Origin of the sequence: uncultured Amphritea sp. (assembly GCF_937127095.1) — a bacterium.
Classification (GTDB): Bacteria; Pseudomonadota; Gammaproteobacteria; order Pseudomonadales; family Balneatricaceae; genus Amphritea.
On the sequence record NZ_CAKZLP010000075.1, the window covers coordinates 1 to 18,931 of the forward strand.

An 18,931-nucleotide genomic window follows, 5' to 3' on the forward strand; every position below is an offset into this window, starting at 1 on the left:
TCTCTATAATGTTCCTGCAGGTTGGGCGGCGCCTGAATACTGATAGTCGGATCAAGAATCAACCGGGCCACAGCCAGCGTTTTCAGCATATCCTCATAACTGGGCTCAGGTGCATGGGCCATCGCCGTACCCGGTTTAGCTCTGAAATTCTGAATGATAACTTCCTGGATATGTCCGTACTGCTGATGGATCTCATTAATAGCAACCAGGCTATCAATACGCTCCTGCCAGGTCTCTCCAATACCAATCAGAATGCCGGTGGTAAAAGGCACGTTATGTTTACCGGTGAGCTCCAGCGTGCGTAATCGCTGCAGAGGGACTTTATCCGGACAGGCATAATGAGCTTGTCCTTTCTCCATCAGCCGACGGCTGACATTTTCAAGCATCATCCCCATACTGGCTGACACCGGGCGCAGTTTAATAATATCCTGCTCCGACAAAGTACCGGCGTTTACATGGGGCAACATGCGGGTGTTCTCAATAACCATCAGACACATATCGTAAAGGTAATCGATAATCGTACTGTAGCCTCGATCAGCCAGAAACTTCCTGGCTTCAGGGTAGGTTTTCTCCGGCTTCTCTCCCAGGCTGAAAAGAACCTCCTTACACCCCTGTTTTTCTCCCTGATAGACGACTGCCATCACCTCTTCTGGTGTCATGATGTTAGCCTCAGAAGAGCCAGGAGGTTTTACAAAGGTACAATAGCCGCAGGTGTCGCGACACATATTAGTCAAAGGAACAAATACTTTCCTGGAGTATGTGACGACATCACCCCAGTGAAGGTCACGCAGTGCTGACGCCTGCTGTCTGAGTCGTTCAATCTGGCGACTATCGGCATATTCAAGGTTATACGCTTGCTCAACAGAGATCATCGAAAAGCCTCCTGGGTTATTTTTTTTGTCATCAGGCAACTTAACTACGCCACCAGAAAGTATCTATGATCAATATAGAATAATTTTACCACTTGGTCAAATAAAACAAGCCCCTACATTAACTAATACTTTCAACAACTTAAGCTTACAGCCAACTGAGTCCTGTTCTGCACCCTGAGTTTTTTAAAGATATCGGATACATGCCTTTTAACTGTCGACTCCCGTATCCCCATTTCAAAGGCGATCTCTTTATTCATCAGGCCTACTTTCAAATACCTCAGTACATCGCGTTGTCGGTCAGTCAGATACTCAAGCTTGTCTTTAGTGAAAAAGGTGTTGGTCATCGGGATCTGTTTAACTAAATCACCCGCCGTTTTACTCTTTTCAGTTTCATGATAAGCCTGATATGAGAAGCGCTCTGATTGACTTCTGCGGGTAAGAAAAGCGAAGACTCGGCTGACGATCTCTTCAACAGGCTCCCCATTTTTTATAATGCCTGAAATGTTTAAAAACTTTAGTTTTATATCCAGTTTTTCACTGACTTCATCACAAATAACGATAATGGGATTATCCGTTTTATACAGATAGGACGTAATCATTCCATGATTAGCGGTCAATAAAATGCTTTCATGGACGATGATAAGGTCAAAGGTTTTACAGTGCCGGGCAGTTTTCACAAACTCGCACTCGTTACCTGCATCGGAAAAACCGATGGCATAGTCTCTTTGTCGGAGAACGCTTTTTAACCCCTCTCTTAATAAGGGCCTTGGGTCGATAATAAGAATTGTTTTGAGCTGCATTTTTTACCTTCATTATTATTTTTATAAAGGCGCCCCGACTTATCATGATGGGAAATCATATATCGGAGAAGTTGAGAATCAGATCACATAACAGACCCCTTAGGGTCTGTTATGCAAAAAAGAGTTACCGTCTCAGCTAGGAAACGAAAAAGAAACACCTTCACGCACGCCGCTTGAAGGCCAGCGCTGTGTGATCGTCTTACGCTTGGTGTAAAACCGAACCGCATCAGGGCCGTAGGCATGCAGGTCACCAAACAGTGAACGTTTCCAGCCACCGAAGCTGTGATAAGACACCGGCACGGGCAACGGCACGTTGATGCCGACCATACCCACCTGAATATTGTCAGAGAAGTAACGTGCCGCCTCACCGTCGCGGGTAAAGATACAGGTACCGTTACCGTATTCGTGATCGTTGATCAGTTGCATCGCCTCTTCCATGGTATTCACCCGTACAACCTGCAATACCGGCCCGAAGATCTCTTCCTGATAGCTCTGCATATCGGCCGTCACCGCATCGATCAGCGTCGCGCCGACAAAGAAACCATCAGCAAAACCTTCAACTTCAGGATTACGGCCATCCACGACAATCTTCGCACCATCGGCTTCAGCGCTATCGATATAATCGTTCACTTTCAGCTGATGTGCCCGGGTGATCACCGGACCAAAATCATTCTCACGATTGCTGTAAGCACCAACCTTCAGTGGCGCCATCGCCGCGCGCATCTTCGCCACCAGTGCATCCGCCGCTTCATCACCTACAGCAACGGCTACGGAAAGCGCCATACAGCGCTCGCCTGATGAACCAAACGCAGCGCCCAACAGTTGGTTGACCGCGTTGTCCATATCAGCATCCGGCATGACAATGGCGTGGTTTTTAGCGCCGCCCAGTGCCTGACAACGCTTGCCATTGGCATTCGCGGTGCTATAGATATATTCCGCAATCGGTGTTGACCCGACAAAGCTAACCGCTTTCACACGGGTATCGGTCAGCAAGACGTCTACCGCTTCTTTATCACCGTTCACCACGTTGATAACACCGTTTGGCAGACCGGCTTCCTGCAGCAGCTGGGCGATAAACATGGTTGAGGACGGGTCACGTTCAGAAGGCTTCAGCACAAAGGTGTTACCGCAGACAATCGCCATTGGATACATCCACAGGGGCACCATCGCCGGGAAGTTGAACGGGGTAATACCCGCCACCACACCCAGTGGCTGAAACTCACTCCAGGAATCGATACCGGGGCCAACATTGCGGCTGTGCTCGCCTTTCAGTAATTCTGGCGCACCACAGGCGTATTCAACATTTTCAATACCCCGTTGCAGCTCACCGGCGGCATCATGGGCGATCTTGCCATGCTCTTCGCCGATCAACTGGCAGATCTTATCGGCATGCTCTTCCAGCAACGCTTTAAAACGGTACATCACCTGGGCACGCTTTGCCGGAGGGGTGTTACGCCAGGCTGGAAACGCCTGTTCAGCCGCAGCAATCGCCTCTTCAACGGTGGCCACAGATGCCAGGGCGACCTGTTTGCTCTCTTCACCGGTGGATGGATTATAAACAGGCTGTGTGCGAGCCGCGTCTGTACGCATCTCGCCGTTAATCAAATGACCTAAAGTTTGCATAGTAACCTCATCAGTAGTTATTTTTTTATCGGGGTGTATCACGTTAGCAACGTCGGTTAATCGAGTTCCATGATCGATTCGCCAATAGCATTAATGACGTTATCGATCTCTTCCCGCTCCGTTATAAACGGCAACCCCAACTGGATAGTGTCGCCGCCGTAACGCACATAGAAACCCTTTTCCCAGCATTTCATCGCTATCTGGTACGGACGCAAAGCCGGTTCTCCGGGGGCTGACTCAATCGTAATGCCGCCGGCCAGGCCATAATTACGGATGTCGCTGATGTACTGAGTCCCTTTAAGGCTATGCAGCGCCTGTTCAAACACCGGACTCATCTCTTTCACCCGAGGAATCAGTTTGTCATTTTCCAGAACATCCAGAGATGCCAGCGCCGCAGCACACGCAACTGGATGGCCGGAATAGGTATAGCCATGTGGAATCTCCATCATGTATTCCAGCCCACCGGTCTCCATAAACGTTTGATAGATTTCGGCTTTAGCGATCACCGCGCCCATAGGCACAGCACCATTGGTTAACTGCTTTGCGACATTGATCATATCCGGCACAACACCGAACTCTTCAGCACCGGTATAAGAGCCCATGCGACCGAAACCGGTAATGACCTCATCGAAAATCAGCAATATATCGTGTTGATCACAGATCTGCCGCAGCCGTTGCAAATAACCCTCGGGCGGTGGAATGACACCCGCTGACCCCGCCATCGGCTCGACAATAACCGCGGCAATATTGGATGCATCATGCAGCGCGATCAGCTCAAGAAGCTCATCCGCTTTCTCGACACCCTGCTTCGGTATTCCCCGGGAAAAAGCATTTTCTTTCAATAGGGTATGAGGCAGATGATCAGCATCAACCCCCAGGCCGTAGAGGGTACGGTTAGCGCCGATACCTCCCACACTGAAACCACCGAAATTAACCCCGTGATAACCTTTTGAGCGCCCGATCAGCTTGGTCTTTGTCGCTTGCCCTTTCTTCCGCCAGTAAGCCCGGGCGATCTTCAGGGAGGTATCCGCGCTTTCAGACCCCGACCCGGTAAAGAACACATAATCAAGCCCGTCGGGAGTCAGCGCTTTGATTCGGTTTGCCAGCTCAAACGCTTTAGGATGTCCATACTGAAAAGCAGGTGCGTAATCCAACTGCTGCAGCTGCTTCGATACCGCTTCAGCAATCTCTGGACGACAATGACCTGCACCACAGGTCCATAAACCTGACAAGCCATCGAATACCTGACGACCGCTGGCATCGGTGAGATACGCACCTTTTGCTTCAACAAACATCCGAGGATCATTTTTAAACTGGCGATTCGCGGTATAAGGCATCCAGTAAGCTTCCAGCTGATCACGGGTCATACCCGCGGCTTTGCCAGGATCAAATTCAAACATATCAATCACCTCGTTAAGGTCTTCTTATTATCAGGCTATCGCTCAGACACCATGACGTTCTGTCTGGATGTAAGCGCTTAACTCACCACATCATCTACCCCGTCTGGTAACGGTTAAAGCCAAAAGAATTTACTTTCAGGCAACTAAATACTTACCATTTGGTAAAATTAATGTGTATTTTATAACCATCTAACAACACTCAGTCAATCGATGTTGAGGTGTATATGACAAATAAAAATGTAATAGGCCATATCGCCGGAGCCGATCTCAGGACGATCAAAATCTTTAAAACCGTGGTTAGCTGCGGCGGGTTTTCTGCTGCAGTATCAGAACTCAATATCAGCAGAGCTGCGATCAGTATTGCGATGTCTGACCTTGAACAACGGCTATCGTTGAAACTTTGCAACCGGGGAAGAAGTGGCTTTTCCCTCACCGATGAAGGGGAACAGGTTTACCTTGCCGTCCTTAAGCTTCTCTCCTCTCACCAGGAGTTTCAGCAACGTATCAACACGATCCATTCAGAGCTTAAAGGCGATCTGGCAATCGGCATTACCGACTGCCTGATTACATTGCCCAGGATGTATATTACCGATTCACTTAAGGCGCTGAAGCAGCAGGCCCCTGAGGTGAATATAAATATTGAGATGATTCCGGCTAACCAGGTGATAAAAAACCTGCTCAGTGGCCAGATACAGATAGGGGTTGCGCCGGTCATCAGTAAAAATCTGAATCTACAATATGTTCACCTCTACGATGAAGAATCCTGTCTTTATTGCGGACATGAACATCCCCTGTTTAACACCTCAGACAAACACATCAGTTCGGAACAGATTGCTGAATATGACATGGTTGCGCCCTCGTATCCGCAATCATCAGAGATCAGAAATCATCTGAGTCAGTTTAGTAAGAGTGCTCAGGCATCCGATAGAGAAGGGATCGCTTTCCTCATATTAACCGGTTGTTATATTGGCTATCTGCCCACGCATTTTGCTCAGCGATGGGTGGAAAAAGGTTTACTAAAACCCCTTTTGATTGAACGCTTTAAGTTTGTCACGCCCTATGCTGCCATCGCACGAAAAGACCTGGCGCCCAACCTGATTCTCTCCTGTTTTATGGACCGGTTACATCAGTTAATTGATACACCTTTGGCGCAATAACAGGCGAACAAAAATCATATACACATCTAAAGTAGTGCTCGATGACCGGTTCTATACATAACAGAAAGACATTATAAATCATATACTTAAAAACAATATCGGATTGTTCTAGCCGTCGTATAAATAAATTTGCCATAGGCGTCAATAAAAACTATATTTACCAAACGGTAAATTTTTGACCGCCGTAAAAACACTCTTTACAACACTAAAGTCCATTAAGAACTTTAAAAATAAGAATAAGAGGAAGTCCAATGAAGAACGCATCAGCTGACTCTTCATCCGCCATAAAAGTGGGTGAGTTCTACGAGCTTAAGACCGGCTCTGATGTCTCCGAAAGTGCTCACTACAACGAAGATATTGCCCCCACCCAGGTTAAAGAACGTACCTGGAATGTCTGGAATGTCGCTGCTCTTTGGGTGGGTATGGCGATCTGTGTTCCAACCTACACCCTGGGCGGTGTATTAACTGCTTATTTCGGTTTGTCCGTGATGGAAGCACTGATGGCTATTCTCGTAGCCAATATTATCGTGCTGATTCCACTGACGCTGAATGCCTTTCCCGGTACTAAATTCGGTATCCCCTTTCCGGTACTGCTGCGATCATCTTTTGGCATGGTCGGCTCCAATATTCCCTGTCTGATCCGGGCGATGGTCGCCTGCGGCTGGTTCGGGATTCAGACCATGTTCGGCGGTCTGGCTATCCACATCATGCTGTCGCACCTGATTCCCGGCTGGGAATCTCTCGGCGGTACCGGTGAAGTGATCGGCTTTTTCACCTTTCTGACCATCAACCTCTATATCGTGATTAAAGGGGCCGAGTCGATTAAGGTTCTGGAAACCCTGGCAGCGCCGCTGCTGCTGGCGGTGGGTATTGGTCTGATGATGTGGGCCAGCCCGAAAATCTCCTATGAAGCGTTGCTCTCTATCCCGGCAAGCCGTCCTGAGGGCGCGTCCTTCTGGGGTTATTTCTTTGCGGGTGTCACCGCGATGGTTGGCTTCTGGGCAACCCTGTCCCTGAATATTCCTGACTTCAGTCGCTATGTCCGTTCACAAAAGGATCAGATTGCCGGACAGATTATCGGCCTGCCACTGACGATGTTCTTTTTCTCTGCCCTGGGTGTCGTACTGACAGCAGCATCAACAACCCTGGTCGGGGAAACGATCTCTGACCCGGTCACCCTGATCGGTAAGATTGACAGCCCGGTCTGGGTAGTTATCGCCATGGTGATTATTATCATTGCGACCCTGTCGACCAACACCGCCGCGAATATTGTCTCCCCCACCAATGATTTCCAGAATGTTGCACCGAAGAAGATCAATCAGACCCGTGGCGCACTGCTGACCGGCCTGATCGGTATTTTACTCATGAGCTGGGAGCTGCTGAAAAAGCTCGGAGTGATTGAATCGGATGTCAGTGTTGAGGCGATGTACAGTGGCTGGCTGCTGGGCTATTCATCCCTGTTAGGCCCGATTGCCGGCATCATGATCGTGGATTACTTCGTGATTAAACGGCAACAACTGAGCCTGCCGGATCTGTATAAAACCCACGGGATATACAGCGGTTTTAACATCAATGGCTTTATCGCATTTGCGGTGCCTGTGGCGCTGACCCTCTACTCCCTGATCACCGGACAACTCGGCTGGTTCTATCAGTATGGCTGGTTTACCGGGTCCATCCTGGGTGGTTTAACCTACTGGTTATGCGCTAAAAGCTTTGCAGCAGAAACTGCTAGCCTGGTAACGCAAAACGACTAAATCATTGCCCTCTGCTTACCTGCAGAGGGCTTTTTTTACGCGTTAGCGTTTAAATTTTTAACGGCAGACAGCGGTCTGTCAAACAGTAAAACATTGAGGAGTTGTGCCTATGTCCATTCTTATCCGAAATGGCACTGTCGTTAACGCCGACCAGACGTTTCGTGCAGATATCTATTGTGAAGATGGAAAGATTGTCGCCATCGGAACAGAGCTAGACGTTCCATCCACGGCTGAAATCATTGATGCGGCAGGTCAATATATTATGCCCGGCGGTATCGATCCTCATACCCATATGCAGCTACCTTTTATGGGCACTGTCGCGACCGATGACTTTTTTACCGGCACCGCTGCAGGACTGGCCGGTGGTAATACCACTATCATTGACTTTGTTATCCCAGCACCCCAGGAATCACTCCTGGACGCTTACAAAAAATGGCGTGAGTGGGCTGAAAAATCAGCGGCTGACTATAGTTTTCATGTGGCGATTACCTGGTGGGATGATTCAGTCGCCGCGGATATGGAAACCCTGGTTAAAGAGTATGGAGTTAACAGTTTCAAACACTTTATGGCGTACAAAAATGCCATCATGGCGAATGACGAAACCCTGGTAAAAAGTTTCCGCCGTTGTATGGAACTCGGCGCTATTCCAACGGTACACGCCGAAAATGGCGAGCTGGTATTCCAGCTACAGCAAGAACTGTTGAGCAAAGGCATTACCGGTCCGGAAGGCCATCCGTTATCCCGTCCGCCTATTGTGGAAGGTGAAGCGGCTAATCGTGCGATCCAGATCGCACAGGTCATGGATGTACCGATCTATATCGTACATGTGTCATGTAAAGAATCCCTTGATGCCATCACTCGTGCCCGCAATGAAGGTCAGCGGGTGTATGGGGAATGCCTGGCGGGCCATCTCGCTATCGACGACAGTGTTTACCGCAATGAGAGTTTTGAATTTGCGGCAGCCCATGTCATGAGCCCACCATTCCGTTCCAGTGAGCACCAAAGCGCACTGTGGAAAGGTCTCCAGGGTGGCAACCTGCATACCACCGCCACGGATCACTGTGCATTCTGTGCGGATCAAAAAGCTGCCGGTAAAGATGACTTTTCCAAAATACCTAACGGTACCGCTGGCGTAGAAGATCGTATGGCCGTTCTGTGGCATGAAGGAGTCAACAGCGGTAAACTGACGATGAATGAGTTTGTCTCTGTCACCTCGACCAATGCAGCCAAGATTTTCAACATCTATCCACAGAAAGGCTCCATCTCTATTGGTGCTGATGCGGATATTGTGGTGTGGGATCCGGAGGCCAGCCGAACAATCTCGGCAAAAACGCATCACCAGAATGTCGACTTTAATATCTTTGAAGGGAAAACGGTTAAGGGCATTCCCACACACACGATCAGCCGGGGCAAAGTGGTCTGGGCCAATGGTGAACTTAAGGTTGAGCAGGGCGCTGGACAGTATATCAACCGGCCCGCATTTAATCCGATTTTTGAAGCACTTTCAAAGCAGGCTGAACTAAATGCACCACTGGCAGTGAAACGCCAATAAAGCCTCTTCAGCCAAGACCAAAGAGGAGGAGCCACCGCCTTCTCTTTGGCTTAAATCATCAATACGGGAACAAAAACGCCATGATCGTTTGGTTGAGTATGCTTGCAGCACTGATAGCCGGAAGTATGTTACCCCTCCAGGCAGGGGTGAATGCACAACTTGCCCGTGCCGGTGGAAATGCGCTGTGGGCATCGGGCATCTCTTTTTTCGCAGGCACCCTGACACTGCTGGTGGTATACAGTAGTCTTCGGTTACCCTGGCCTGCGTTGAACGACTTAAAAGAAGCCCCGCTGTGGGCCTGGACTGGCGGCCTGATGGGCGCATTCTTTGTCACCTGCATGGCCTTTTTCGCTCCCAGACTGGGGGCAACAACACTGTTGGCACTGGTGATTACCGGGCAGATCCTGACCTCTCTGGTGTTAGATCACTTTGGTGCTGTCGGCTTTAATGTGCATGAAATTAATCTATGGAGAGTCTTTGGCGTCATCCTGATAGGGACGGGCGTTTTTTTAGTACGAAAATTCTAACGCGGCGATCCTGCCCGATCTTTAATTAACACATCCAGTTCAGCCCACCAGCGCACTCCATTGGAGCAGGCCGCACCATAAATAAGCAGAAAAACAGTTATATTACCAATAATCCTTCGACTCAAGCCCCCTAAGCAGCTATACAATCCACCGATACTCCCTTTTAACCTACGGAAATAAAGGGTTATTTTTACCAAACCCATTTAATTTTACAACTGGTAAAATATTGGCATATTATCTGCAACCCCCTTATTAAAAGCTATCAGGCTCAACATGAGGAAGAAGGATGAGTATACATAAGCCAGGCAGATCATCTGCCGTACAAGTTGGAGAGTTCTACGAGCTAAAGACCGGCTCTGATGTCTCCGAAAGTGCTCACTACAACGAAGATATTGCCCCCACCCAGGTTAAAGAACGCACCTGGAATGTCTGGAATGTCGCTGCCCTTTGGGTGGGTATGGCGATCTGTGTTCCAACCTACACCCTGGGCGGTGTATTAACTGCCTATTTCGGCTTGTCCGTGATGGAAGCACTGATGGCTATCTTAATAGCCAACATCATCGTGCTGATTCCACTGACGCTGAATGCCTTTCCCGGTACTAAATTCGGTATCCCCTTTCCGGTACTCCTGCGCTCATCGTTTGGCATGGTTGGCTCCAATATTCCCTGTTTGATCCGGGCGATGGTCGCCTGTGGCTGGTTCGGGATACAGACCATGTTCGGTGGTCTCGCCATCCATATAATGCTTTCACACCTAGTACCGGGGTGGGAATCGCTCGGCGGTACCGGTGAAGTGATCGGCTTTTTCACCTTTCTGGTGATCAACCTCTATATCGTCATTAAAGGCGCAGAGTCGATTAAGATCCTGGAAACTCTGGCGGCTCCTCTGCTGCTGGCGGTGGGTATCGGTCTGATGATGTGGGCCAGCCCGAAAATATCCTACGAAGCTTTGCTCTCTATCCCGGCAAGCCGTCCTGAAGGGGCTTCTTTCTGGGGCTACTTCTTCGCAGGTGTTACCGCGATGGTGGGCTTCTGGGCAACGCTGTCACTGAACATCCCTGACTTTAGCCGCTATGTCCGTTCACAGAAAGACCAGATCGCTGGTCAGATTATTGGCCTGCCACTGACCATGTTCTTTTTCTCGGCGCTCGGCGTAGTACTGACCGCAGCGTCTACTACCCTGGTAGGCGAAACTATCTCTGATCCAGTCACTCTGATCGGTAAAGTTGACAGCCCGGTCTGGGTGGTTATCTCGATGGTAATCATCATCATTGCCACCCTGTCGACCAACACAGCAGCGAATATTGTCTCTCCGACCAATGATTTCCAGAATGTCGCACCGAAGAAGATCAACCAGACCCGTGGTGTGCTGCTGACCGGCCTGATCGGTATTTTACTCATGAGCTGGGAGCTGCTGAAAAAGCTGGGGCTGATTGAGTCTGATGTCAGTGTTGAGGCGATGTACAGTGGCTGGTTGCTGGGCTATTCGTCCCTGCTGGGCCCGATTGCCGGCATCATGATTGTGGATTACTTCGTGATTAAACGTCAGCAACTGAGCCTGCCAGATCTGTATAAAACCCACGGGATATACAGCGGGTTTAATATCAATGGTTTCATCGCGTTTGCCGTTCCTGTGGCGCTTACGCTCTACTCCCTGATCACCGGACAGCTCGGCTGGTTTTATCAATATGGCTGGTTTACCGGGTCCATTCTGGGCGGTTTAACCTACTGGTTCTGCGCTAAAAGTTTCTCCTCTCAAGTCAGCAAGATGGTCGCCCAGGGCGAATAATCCCCTATGACGCCTCCGCCCCCTGTCTTCATCAGGGGGCTCTTTTTCTCATGTCATCTGCTCACTAACAGACCGTGCAATTCAGGGTTTTCAGCTTATTGTTTGTTAACAGTACGAAGCTGTGAATAATCACGGCAGAACAGATAAAGCCCACTGCCAATCACAATCACGCCGCCCAGATAGGCGGGCAGATCAGGCAGATCTCCGAATATTAACCATCCCAGTCCCAATGCCCAGAAGATCTGCGAATACATAAAAGGAGCCACGGTAGTGGCTGGCGCATATTTATGCGCGCTGATGATCAGGCTATGAGCCATTCCGCCAAAGAGCCCGATGCAGAGAAGCGCAATCCACGCCAAAGTGGAGGGCGGCACCTGCCAGACAAAAGGGACAAACAGACTCGTTGTTATGGCGCCGACCATCGCGGTATAAAACAGCGTCACCTGCAACGGGTCATTACCCGATAGTTTTCGTGTCGTCACGTTATAGATAGCAGCGCAGCACGCCGAGCCAAAGATACACAGAGCACCGAGCCCGGTCTGCGCAGAATCAAGATCGTTAAGGCCGGGGCGAACAATAACCAGGGTACCCATGAAACCGACGGCAATAGCAACAATCGATGCGACCTTAACCCGCTCACCCAGCAGTGGAACTGAGATCAATAACACCAATAATGGCACCGTGAAAAAAATCGCGGTGGCTTCCGCCAGCCCCAGCATCGTCAGGCCAAAAAAGAACAACACCGTATCAATCAACAGGATCAGTGAGCGCCCCACCTGTGTGGATAACTTTTCGGACTTCAGCAGGGTCACACCATGCTTCGGCCAAAGCCAGACGACCATCAACAGCAGATGCCCTAAATAGCGCGCCCAGACGACCTGTGCGACCGGCAGAAACTCGCCCAGATATTTTGCTAAGGCTTCCTGCACAGAGATAAACAGCATGGCACCCAACATGCAAAAAATTCCGCGAAGAGGGTTGGTTTCCATAAGACCTCAAAACTGAACAAAACGCCTGAAAGGAGTAGAGGAGTTGTATAATCCCAACACCTCATCAACAGATAAATAGTTACAGCACGATGGTCATTCAATGTAAGAATGAGCTATCAACCACATTAAGACAATAAGACGAAAACAGCCCGGCCTGTCGCTATTCAGCCGGGTTGTTGATCTATCGTTTTGGATCAGGCGGTTTCGTGCAGTGCCGCCGTCAAATCCATGATGGCCTGTTTTCCATCGCCAAACATCATCACCGCATTGTCCATGGCGAAGAGCGGATTTGGCAAACCGGCAAACCCGGGGCTAAGGCTTCGTTTTACGATAACCACGCTTTTTGCCTGGTCGACATTCAGAATCGGCATACCATAGATCGGACTGCCTTTATCTTCTCTGGCCATAGGGTTGGTCACATCGTTAGCGCCAATCACAATCACCACGTCTGTTTTACAAAAATTGGGATTCGACTGCTCCATGGTTTTCATAGCGTCATAATCTACTTCTGCCTCTGCCAACAAGACATTCATATGGCCAGGCATCCGCCCGGCAACCGGGTGAATCGCAAACTCAACGGTCACACCCCGGCTCACCAGAGTATCAGCAAGCTCGCGCACCGCATGTTGTGCCTGCGCCATTGCCAGTCCAAACCCCGGTACAATCACCACTCTTTCAGCATCCTCCAGCATCAGGCTCACGTCATCCGGCGACGCTGAAGTCACCTTACCTTTATAAACTTCGTCAGCATCAATGCTATTACCATCAGCGACGGCCATTTTACCGAACAGAACGTTCAACAGAGATCGGTTCATCGCGACACACATGATCTGAGTCAGAATAATACCTGAAGCGCCCACCAGTGCACCTGAGATAATCAGAACAGTGTTGCCCATAATGAAACCAGCTGCAGCCGCCGCTATGCCTGAGTATGAGTTCAGCAAGGCGATCACCACCGGCATGTCAGCACCGCCGATAGGCATGACCAGAGTGACCCCCAATATCAGTGCTAAAGCCACTAGCAGAACAAAACCACCGATCCCGGCCTGACCGGTTACCAACAGGAAAACAGCGGCCAGGGATGCCAGCAACAACCCCAGGTTGATAAACTTCATTCCACTGAAGCCGAACGCCTGTCCCGACAAAATCTCCTGCAGCTTACCAAACGCCACCGCACTTCCGGAAAATGTCACGGTACCGATCAAGACCGCCAGCATCACTGCACAGTTCGCAATCAGCAGAACGTCACCGGAAACGGTGCTCTCGCTGGCAACAAAGGTGAAATAACTGGCAGCAGCCACTCCCAGAGAAGCACCACCCCCCAGTCCATTGAGGATCGCAACCATCTGAGGCATCGCAGTCATCTGAATCTTCGCCGCCATCAACGCGCCGATCAGGGTGCCAAGCGCAAGTCCTGCAACCACTATCTGATAGTGGATCACCTGCTGATCCAGCAGAGTAACGACGATAGCCACCAGCATTCCCAAAGCAGCCAGCCGATTACCTCTGACCGCCGTTTTCGGACGTGTCAGCCCCTTAATGCCGACCACAAACAACAAAGCGGCAACAAGATAGAAGAGGTTAATTATCATACTATTCATCATCAGCCCCTCCGCTTAAACATCTTAAGCATGCGATTGGTGACCATAAAGCCGCCCACCACATTGATCGTTGCGAAAACAATGGCAATAAATCCCAGCAATTGCACAAGGACACCGGGCGCTTCACCCGAACCGGTTGCCAGAATAGCGCCCACAATCGTAATGCCAGAGATAGCATTACTACCCGACATCAACGGGGTATGCAGGGTGGGTGGAACTTTAGTGATCAACTCAACGCCGAGAAACACAGCCAGCGCAAAGAGCGAAAGCAGAATAATAAAGGCATCCATTATGCGACCTCCTCCAACAGGGATTCACGAACCAGTGGAGGCAGATTTAACTTTTCACGCATCCGGGTGTTAAGGATATCCCCTGCATGGGTCACGACGGCTTCCTGAAGTATCTCGTCATCAAAATCCAGTTCATAGTGACCCTGATCATTGAGCAGGTGGTTGAGCAGGTTCTCTATATTATTGCCGTACATCTGGCTGGCATGCTGTGCGACGGTGGACGTGATGTTGTCAGGGCCGATAATCGTCACTCCATGCTCAACGATCACTTTGCCATGCTGTGTCAGTTCACAGTTACCGCCCCGCTCTGATGCCAGATCGACAATCACAGCGCCACGTTTCATCTGCGCCACCATAGCGGCCGTAATCAGCACCGGAGACTTAGCCCCGGGAATAGCGGCGGTGGTGATGACGATATCCTGCTGACTTAGCACTGCAGTCATCAACTCCCGCTGACGCTGTAGAAACGACTCGTCCTGCTCCTTAGCATAACCGCCCTGGCCTTCGGTGGTTTCGGCCTCAAGCTCCAGTTCAATGGGTTTCGCGCCAACAGAGATGATCTGTTCCCGTGCCGCGGGACGAACATCATAAGCCTCAACAACCGCGCCCATCCGCTTGGCGGTGGCGGCAGCCTGCAAACCCGCGACACCCGCGCCCATAATGAATACCCGGGCCGGACTCAGGTTACCTGCCGCCGTCATCATCATCGGGTAGATTCGCTGTGACGCACTGGCCGCCAGCACAACAGACTTATAACCGGCAATCGTTGCCATCGAGGAGAGCACATCCATACTCTGAGCCCGGCTGATCCGAGGAATCAGCTCCATGGCAATGCTACTGACGCCCTTCTCAGCCAGATCGAGAAACCGCTCTGGCTCCGCTAAAGGATCCATCATGCCAATGAGTAGTTGTTTGTTTTGCAGCGCAGCCGCTGTCTGATTCAGCATCGCACCGGACAGATTAACCCGCACCAGGACATCCGACTGTTGATAAATATCGTCAGCCGATGGTTTTATCTCTGCGCCAGCCTCCTGATACTCCTGATCGCTAAAACCGGCCGCCAGACCTGCCCCATGTTGAACCGAAAAAGTAATCCCTTTCTCAGACAGACGGGCGACATTTTCAGGCGTCAGCGCAACTCTGGATTCATTTTCCGATGTTTCTTTTGCAATACCAATTCTCATATCGATACTCCCTAAGCGGTCCCTTTATTCAGGCAATAGGAAGCCTGTGCGCGTGTTTTTACACGCACAGGGATCTCTATTTATGAAAAAGTGTCTGGAACCAGACTTAGCTATTTTTTAGATTTATTATTAGCGTTTTTTTGAAGGGATCAGTTACAGGCCTGATTCAGAACAGCCTGGAATAGTACATTGCACCCGGCATGGAGGTCTTCGGGCTTAGCGTTTTCTTCTTCATTATGGCTGATACCATTTTCACATGGCACAAACACCATACCAGTTGGCGCTACACGGGCGATATAGCAGGCATCGTGACCGGCACCGCTGACAATATCACGATGACTATAGCCCGCATCCGTTGCCGCCTGGCGTACGGAATCAACACAACCTTTATCAAAAGGAACCGGTGGCGAATACCAGATCTGCTCAAACTTCATTTTCAGACCGATCTGATCTGCAATCTTTGCAGTCACTTCGCGCAACTCCGCATCCATTTTAGACAACACATCATCATTCGGATGACGGAAGTCGATGGTGAAAAAGACTTCTCCCGGAATAACATTACGAGAGTTCGGGAATACCTGCAGCAGACCGACGGTCGAACAGGCATTAGGCTGGTTCGACAAACCGATGCGATTGACTTCATCAATGATCCTGGCAGCCCCCAGCAGTGCATCTTTTCGACGCAGCATCGGTGTAGGGCCCGCATGAGCTTCCTGGCCCGTCAGAGTGACCTCATACCAGCGCTGTCCCTGGGCATCCGTTACAACACCGATAGTGGTTTCCTCCTCTTCAAGAATAGGTCCCTGCTCGATATGCGCTTCAAAAAAGGCTTTTACCGGGCTGCCAACCTCATGTTCACCGGCATAGCCAATTCGCTGTAACTCTTCACCCATGGTCTTGCCATCAAGATCCGCACGGCTTAAACCATACTCAAGATCGAATACTCCGGCGAAAACTCCCGACGCCACCATCGCAGGGGCAAAACGGGAGCCCTCTTCGTTGGTCCAGATAGAAGCCTCAACCGGATGATCTGTTTCGATATTATGATCATTCAGGGTACGGATCACTTCCAGGCCGGATAGTACGCCATAAACCCCATCAAACTTACCGCCGGTAGGCTGAGTATCAATATGGCTACCCATCACCACCGGAGGCAGATCATTATTCTTACCCGGACGGCGGGCAAACACATTACCCATCTTATCAACACGTACGGTGCAGCCTGCCTCTTCACACCACTGAGTGAACAGATCACGTGCCTGCTTATCCAGGTCGGTCAATGCCAGTCGACAACAGCCACCTTTCTCGGTGCCACCGATTTCGCCCATCTGCATCAGGCTATCCCAAAGTCGTTGCTGATTTGTAGTTATGTTTTTCATCGCTAAAGGCTCCTATTTAACTCTATTGGGGATGCCCGAAAGAGGGCCGGGTAAAGTTTCCCATCAAGTAAAGCTAGTTTATTTTTACCACTTGGTCAAATTAATTTTTACGCCTATCCGAAGAGACAAAAGATCTCTCAGATTCAATAAAATCAGGCTTAAAAGTCGACAGATACAGAGGCCGGTACCCCTGCAGAAACGCTATGGCCACCCAGGGCCAGAGCGCATAAATCCGGTAAAAAGACTGAAAAGTACTACAGATTAACCAGATGACCCATGCGGATCTGTTTCGTTTTCATATAACCCAGATTCTGATGATGATAATCGGCCTGAAGTGGCAGACGATTAACTTCCAGCCCGTGCGCTTGCAAGCTGCTAACTTTTTCCGGGTTGTTCGTCAGTAAGCGTAGTTTTGATATCTTCAGTGCTTTCAGTACGGCGGCGGCAATCACATAACTGCGACTATCAATAGGCAAACCCAGTTGTAAATTTGCATCGATGGTGTCCAGCCCCTGGTCCTGTAACTGATAAGCTCTGAGCTTATTCTTTAAACCTATGCCCCGGCCTTCCTGCCGCAGATAGATCAGAACACCGCATCCCGCATCACTGATGATTCTCAACGAGCCATCAAGCTGTTCACCACAATCGCAACGGGAGGATGCAAACAGATCACCGGTGGCGCATTCCGAGTGAATCCGGATGATAGGTTCAGACACCTGGGCAGGATGCCCCATCAGCAGATAAATATGTTCTTTACCATCAGCAGGGTCGGTAAAGACAGTCATCGAAAACTCACCATAAGCGGTGGGCATCGGCACCGTAACCGGATCAGAGAGGTCCGGCAGACTGGTATGTTCAGACATAGAAACTCCGCATAACCGTATGGGTAAAGCCCTTGGCTCCAACATCGTCCTGACACAAGCCGGGTTGAAGTCAATATGCAGAACCGACCCGGGCCCACAAGGGCCCGGGCATCTACAAGATTACTGAGTGAATTTTGGAATAATATGCTTGCCGTATTTCTCTACAATACTTTCCTCATCACCGTTATCCAGATAGATATTGAACTGAGTAGTCCCTGCTGCTTCGAGATCTTTCAGCTTAGCAATATGATCATCTACAGAGCCCAGAACACAAAACTCATCAACGATATCAGGAGTAATGAAGTCCAGGAACGGGTTATCGCTCTGTCCATGCTTAGAGTAGTCATAACCCTGACGGTTCTTGATATAAGACGTCAGGCTTTCGGGGACCTGGCCACTGCTGTCACCATACTTTTCAACAATATCAGCCACATGGTTGCCCACCATCGCCGGGAACCATTTGGTCGCTTCCAGGCAACGCTCTTTGGTACCAAAATAAGCAGGCGCAGACGCGATTACCTGATAGTTACTCATATCACGACCCGCAGCTTCACCGGCTTTGATCGCCTGATCTTTAAACCATTCAACCAATGATGGAGAGCCTATCTGCAACACCACACCATCACCGACTTCACCCGCAGTCTGCAGCGCTTTAGGACCATAGGCTCCAATATAGACAGGCAGTTCATAACCTTGCGCCCATGGGAACTTAACCGGTGCAGGGCAATCGTCATACATCACCTCATCACCCCGCACCAGCGCCTTAACCTTGGTGGTAAATTCGGCGACCCGCGCCAGGTTAGCAGGTTTCTTACCCAGCACCCGTACACCGCTGTCACCACGACCCAGGCCGATATGAAAACGGCCATTACTTTGCAACGCCAGACTACCGAACAAACTTGCCGCCTGAGACCAGTCACGGGCATTCGGATGTGTTACACAGGGACCAAAACTGATCTTAGAGGTGTGCTCCATACACATCGCCATAGCAGGGTATGACTCGCGCCAAAGAACATGCGAATCATAGAACCAGCAGTGTGTAAAACCTGCGTCTTCTGCTTGTTTAGCCAGGTTACGTGCCCGTTCCGGGCTAATAAAACCTTTAAAAGTAATACCGAAATCCATAGTTATTCTCCTGATAAGGATTTTTT

Annotated in this window: 16 protein-coding genes; 5 read left to right on the forward strand and 11 right to left on the reverse strand. The window is 49.9% G+C overall.

Going from position 1 to position 18,931, the window contains the following annotated elements:
* From cofG to Q0499_RS18735, 4 genes are all read right to left on the reverse strand, one after another.
* Positions 1 to 872, reverse strand: an 872-nt coding sequence (gene cofG / locus Q0499_RS18720; protein WP_299202716.1) for a 7,8-didemethyl-8-hydroxy-5-deazariboflavin synthase CofG, incomplete at its 3' end; no start/stop codon positions are given.
* A gap of 131 nt (positions 873 to 1,003) precedes the next feature.
* Positions 1,004 to 1,672: a response regulator transcription factor gene (locus tag Q0499_RS18725; RefSeq protein WP_299202719.1), complete on the reverse strand. Its 669-nt coding sequence runs from the start codon at positions 1,670 to 1,672 to the stop codon at positions 1,004 to 1,006.
* 132 nt (positions 1,673 to 1,804) lie between these two features.
* On the reverse strand, positions 1,805 to 3,295 hold the full coding sequence (locus Q0499_RS18730) for a CoA-acylating methylmalonate-semialdehyde dehydrogenase (RefSeq protein WP_299202722.1): 1,491 nt from the start codon (positions 3,293 to 3,295) through the stop codon (positions 1,805 to 1,807).
* A gap of 56 nt (positions 3,296 to 3,351) precedes the next feature.
* Positions 3,352 to 4,695, reverse strand: a complete 1,344-nt coding sequence (locus Q0499_RS18735; protein WP_299202725.1) for an aspartate aminotransferase family protein — start codon at positions 4,693 to 4,695, stop codon at positions 3,352 to 3,354.
* A gap of 224 nt (positions 4,696 to 4,919) precedes the next feature.
* Between Q0499_RS18735 and Q0499_RS18740 the strand changes: the two genes are divergently transcribed.
* The 5 genes from Q0499_RS18740 (at position 4,920) to Q0499_RS18760 (ending at position 11,474) form a co-directional block, all read left to right on the forward strand.
* The gene (locus Q0499_RS18740; protein WP_299202728.1) at positions 4,920 to 5,852 is read left to right on the forward strand and encodes a LysR family transcriptional regulator; all 933 of its coding nucleotides are present in this window, start codon (positions 4,920 to 4,922) and stop codon (positions 5,850 to 5,852) included.
* A 251-nt stretch (positions 5,853 to 6,103) separates the two neighbouring features.
* The gene (locus Q0499_RS18745; protein WP_299202731.1) at positions 6,104 to 7,606 is read left to right on the forward strand and encodes an NCS1 family nucleobase:cation symporter-1; all 1,503 of its coding nucleotides are present in this window, start codon (positions 6,104 to 6,106) and stop codon (positions 7,604 to 7,606) included.
* Between the two features lie 109 nt (positions 7,607 to 7,715).
* Positions 7,716 to 9,158, forward strand: a complete 1,443-nt coding sequence (hydA, locus tag Q0499_RS18750; protein WP_299202734.1) for a dihydropyrimidinase — start codon at positions 7,716 to 7,718, stop codon at positions 9,156 to 9,158.
* Positions 9,159 to 9,238: 80 nt separating this feature from the next.
* Entirely contained in the window at positions 9,239 to 9,685 is a 447-nt protein-coding gene (locus tag Q0499_RS18755; protein WP_299202737.1) for a DMT family transporter, read from the forward strand.
* Positions 9,686 to 9,971: 286 nt separating this feature from the next.
* Positions 9,972 to 11,474, forward strand: a complete 1,503-nt coding sequence (locus Q0499_RS18760; protein WP_299202740.1) for an NCS1 family nucleobase:cation symporter-1 — start codon at positions 9,972 to 9,974, stop codon at positions 11,472 to 11,474.
* Between the two features lie 95 nt (positions 11,475 to 11,569).
* Here Q0499_RS18760 and Q0499_RS18765 read toward each other — a convergent pair whose 3' ends face one another.
* The 7 genes from Q0499_RS18765 to Q0499_RS18795 form a co-directional block, all read right to left on the reverse strand.
* Positions 11,570 to 12,463 (reverse strand): DMT family transporter, encoded by an 894-nt coding sequence (locus Q0499_RS18765; RefSeq protein ID WP_299202743.1) that lies wholly within the window; start codon positions 12,461 to 12,463, stop codon positions 11,570 to 11,572.
* 194 nt (positions 12,464 to 12,657) lie between these two features.
* Entirely contained in the window at positions 12,658 to 14,064 is a 1,407-nt protein-coding gene (locus Q0499_RS18770) for an NAD(P)(+) transhydrogenase (Re/Si-specific) subunit beta (protein ID WP_299202746.1), read from the reverse strand.
* A gap of 2 nt (positions 14,065 to 14,066) precedes the next feature.
* Positions 14,067 to 14,354: an NAD(P) transhydrogenase subunit alpha gene (locus Q0499_RS18775; RefSeq protein ID WP_299202750.1), complete on the reverse strand. Its 288-nt coding sequence runs from the start codon at positions 14,352 to 14,354 to the stop codon at positions 14,067 to 14,069.
* Positions 14,354 to 15,538: a Re/Si-specific NAD(P)(+) transhydrogenase subunit alpha gene (locus Q0499_RS18780; RefSeq protein ID WP_299202753.1), complete on the reverse strand. Its 1,185-nt coding sequence runs from the start codon at positions 15,536 to 15,538 to the stop codon at positions 14,354 to 14,356. The genes Q0499_RS18775 and Q0499_RS18780 overlap by 1 nt, the downstream gene beginning before the upstream one ends.
* Before the next feature lie 149 nt (positions 15,539 to 15,687).
* On the reverse strand, positions 15,688 to 16,917 hold the full coding sequence (locus tag Q0499_RS18785) for a Zn-dependent hydrolase (RefSeq protein WP_299202756.1): 1,230 nt from the start codon (positions 16,915 to 16,917) through the stop codon (positions 15,688 to 15,690).
* Positions 16,918 to 17,171: 254 nt separating this feature from the next.
* Entirely contained in the window at positions 17,172 to 17,780 is a 609-nt protein-coding gene (gene ribA, locus Q0499_RS18790; RefSeq protein WP_299202759.1) for a GTP cyclohydrolase II, read from the reverse strand.
* Positions 17,781 to 17,900: 120 nt separating this feature from the next.
* Positions 17,901 to 18,905 carry a TIGR03842 family LLM class F420-dependent oxidoreductase gene (locus tag Q0499_RS18795; protein ID WP_299202762.1) on the reverse strand — a complete coding sequence of 335 codons (1,005 nt, stop codon included), beginning with the start codon at positions 18,903 to 18,905 and terminating at the stop codon, positions 17,901 to 17,903.
* Positions 18,906 to 18,931 lie beyond the last annotated feature (26 nt).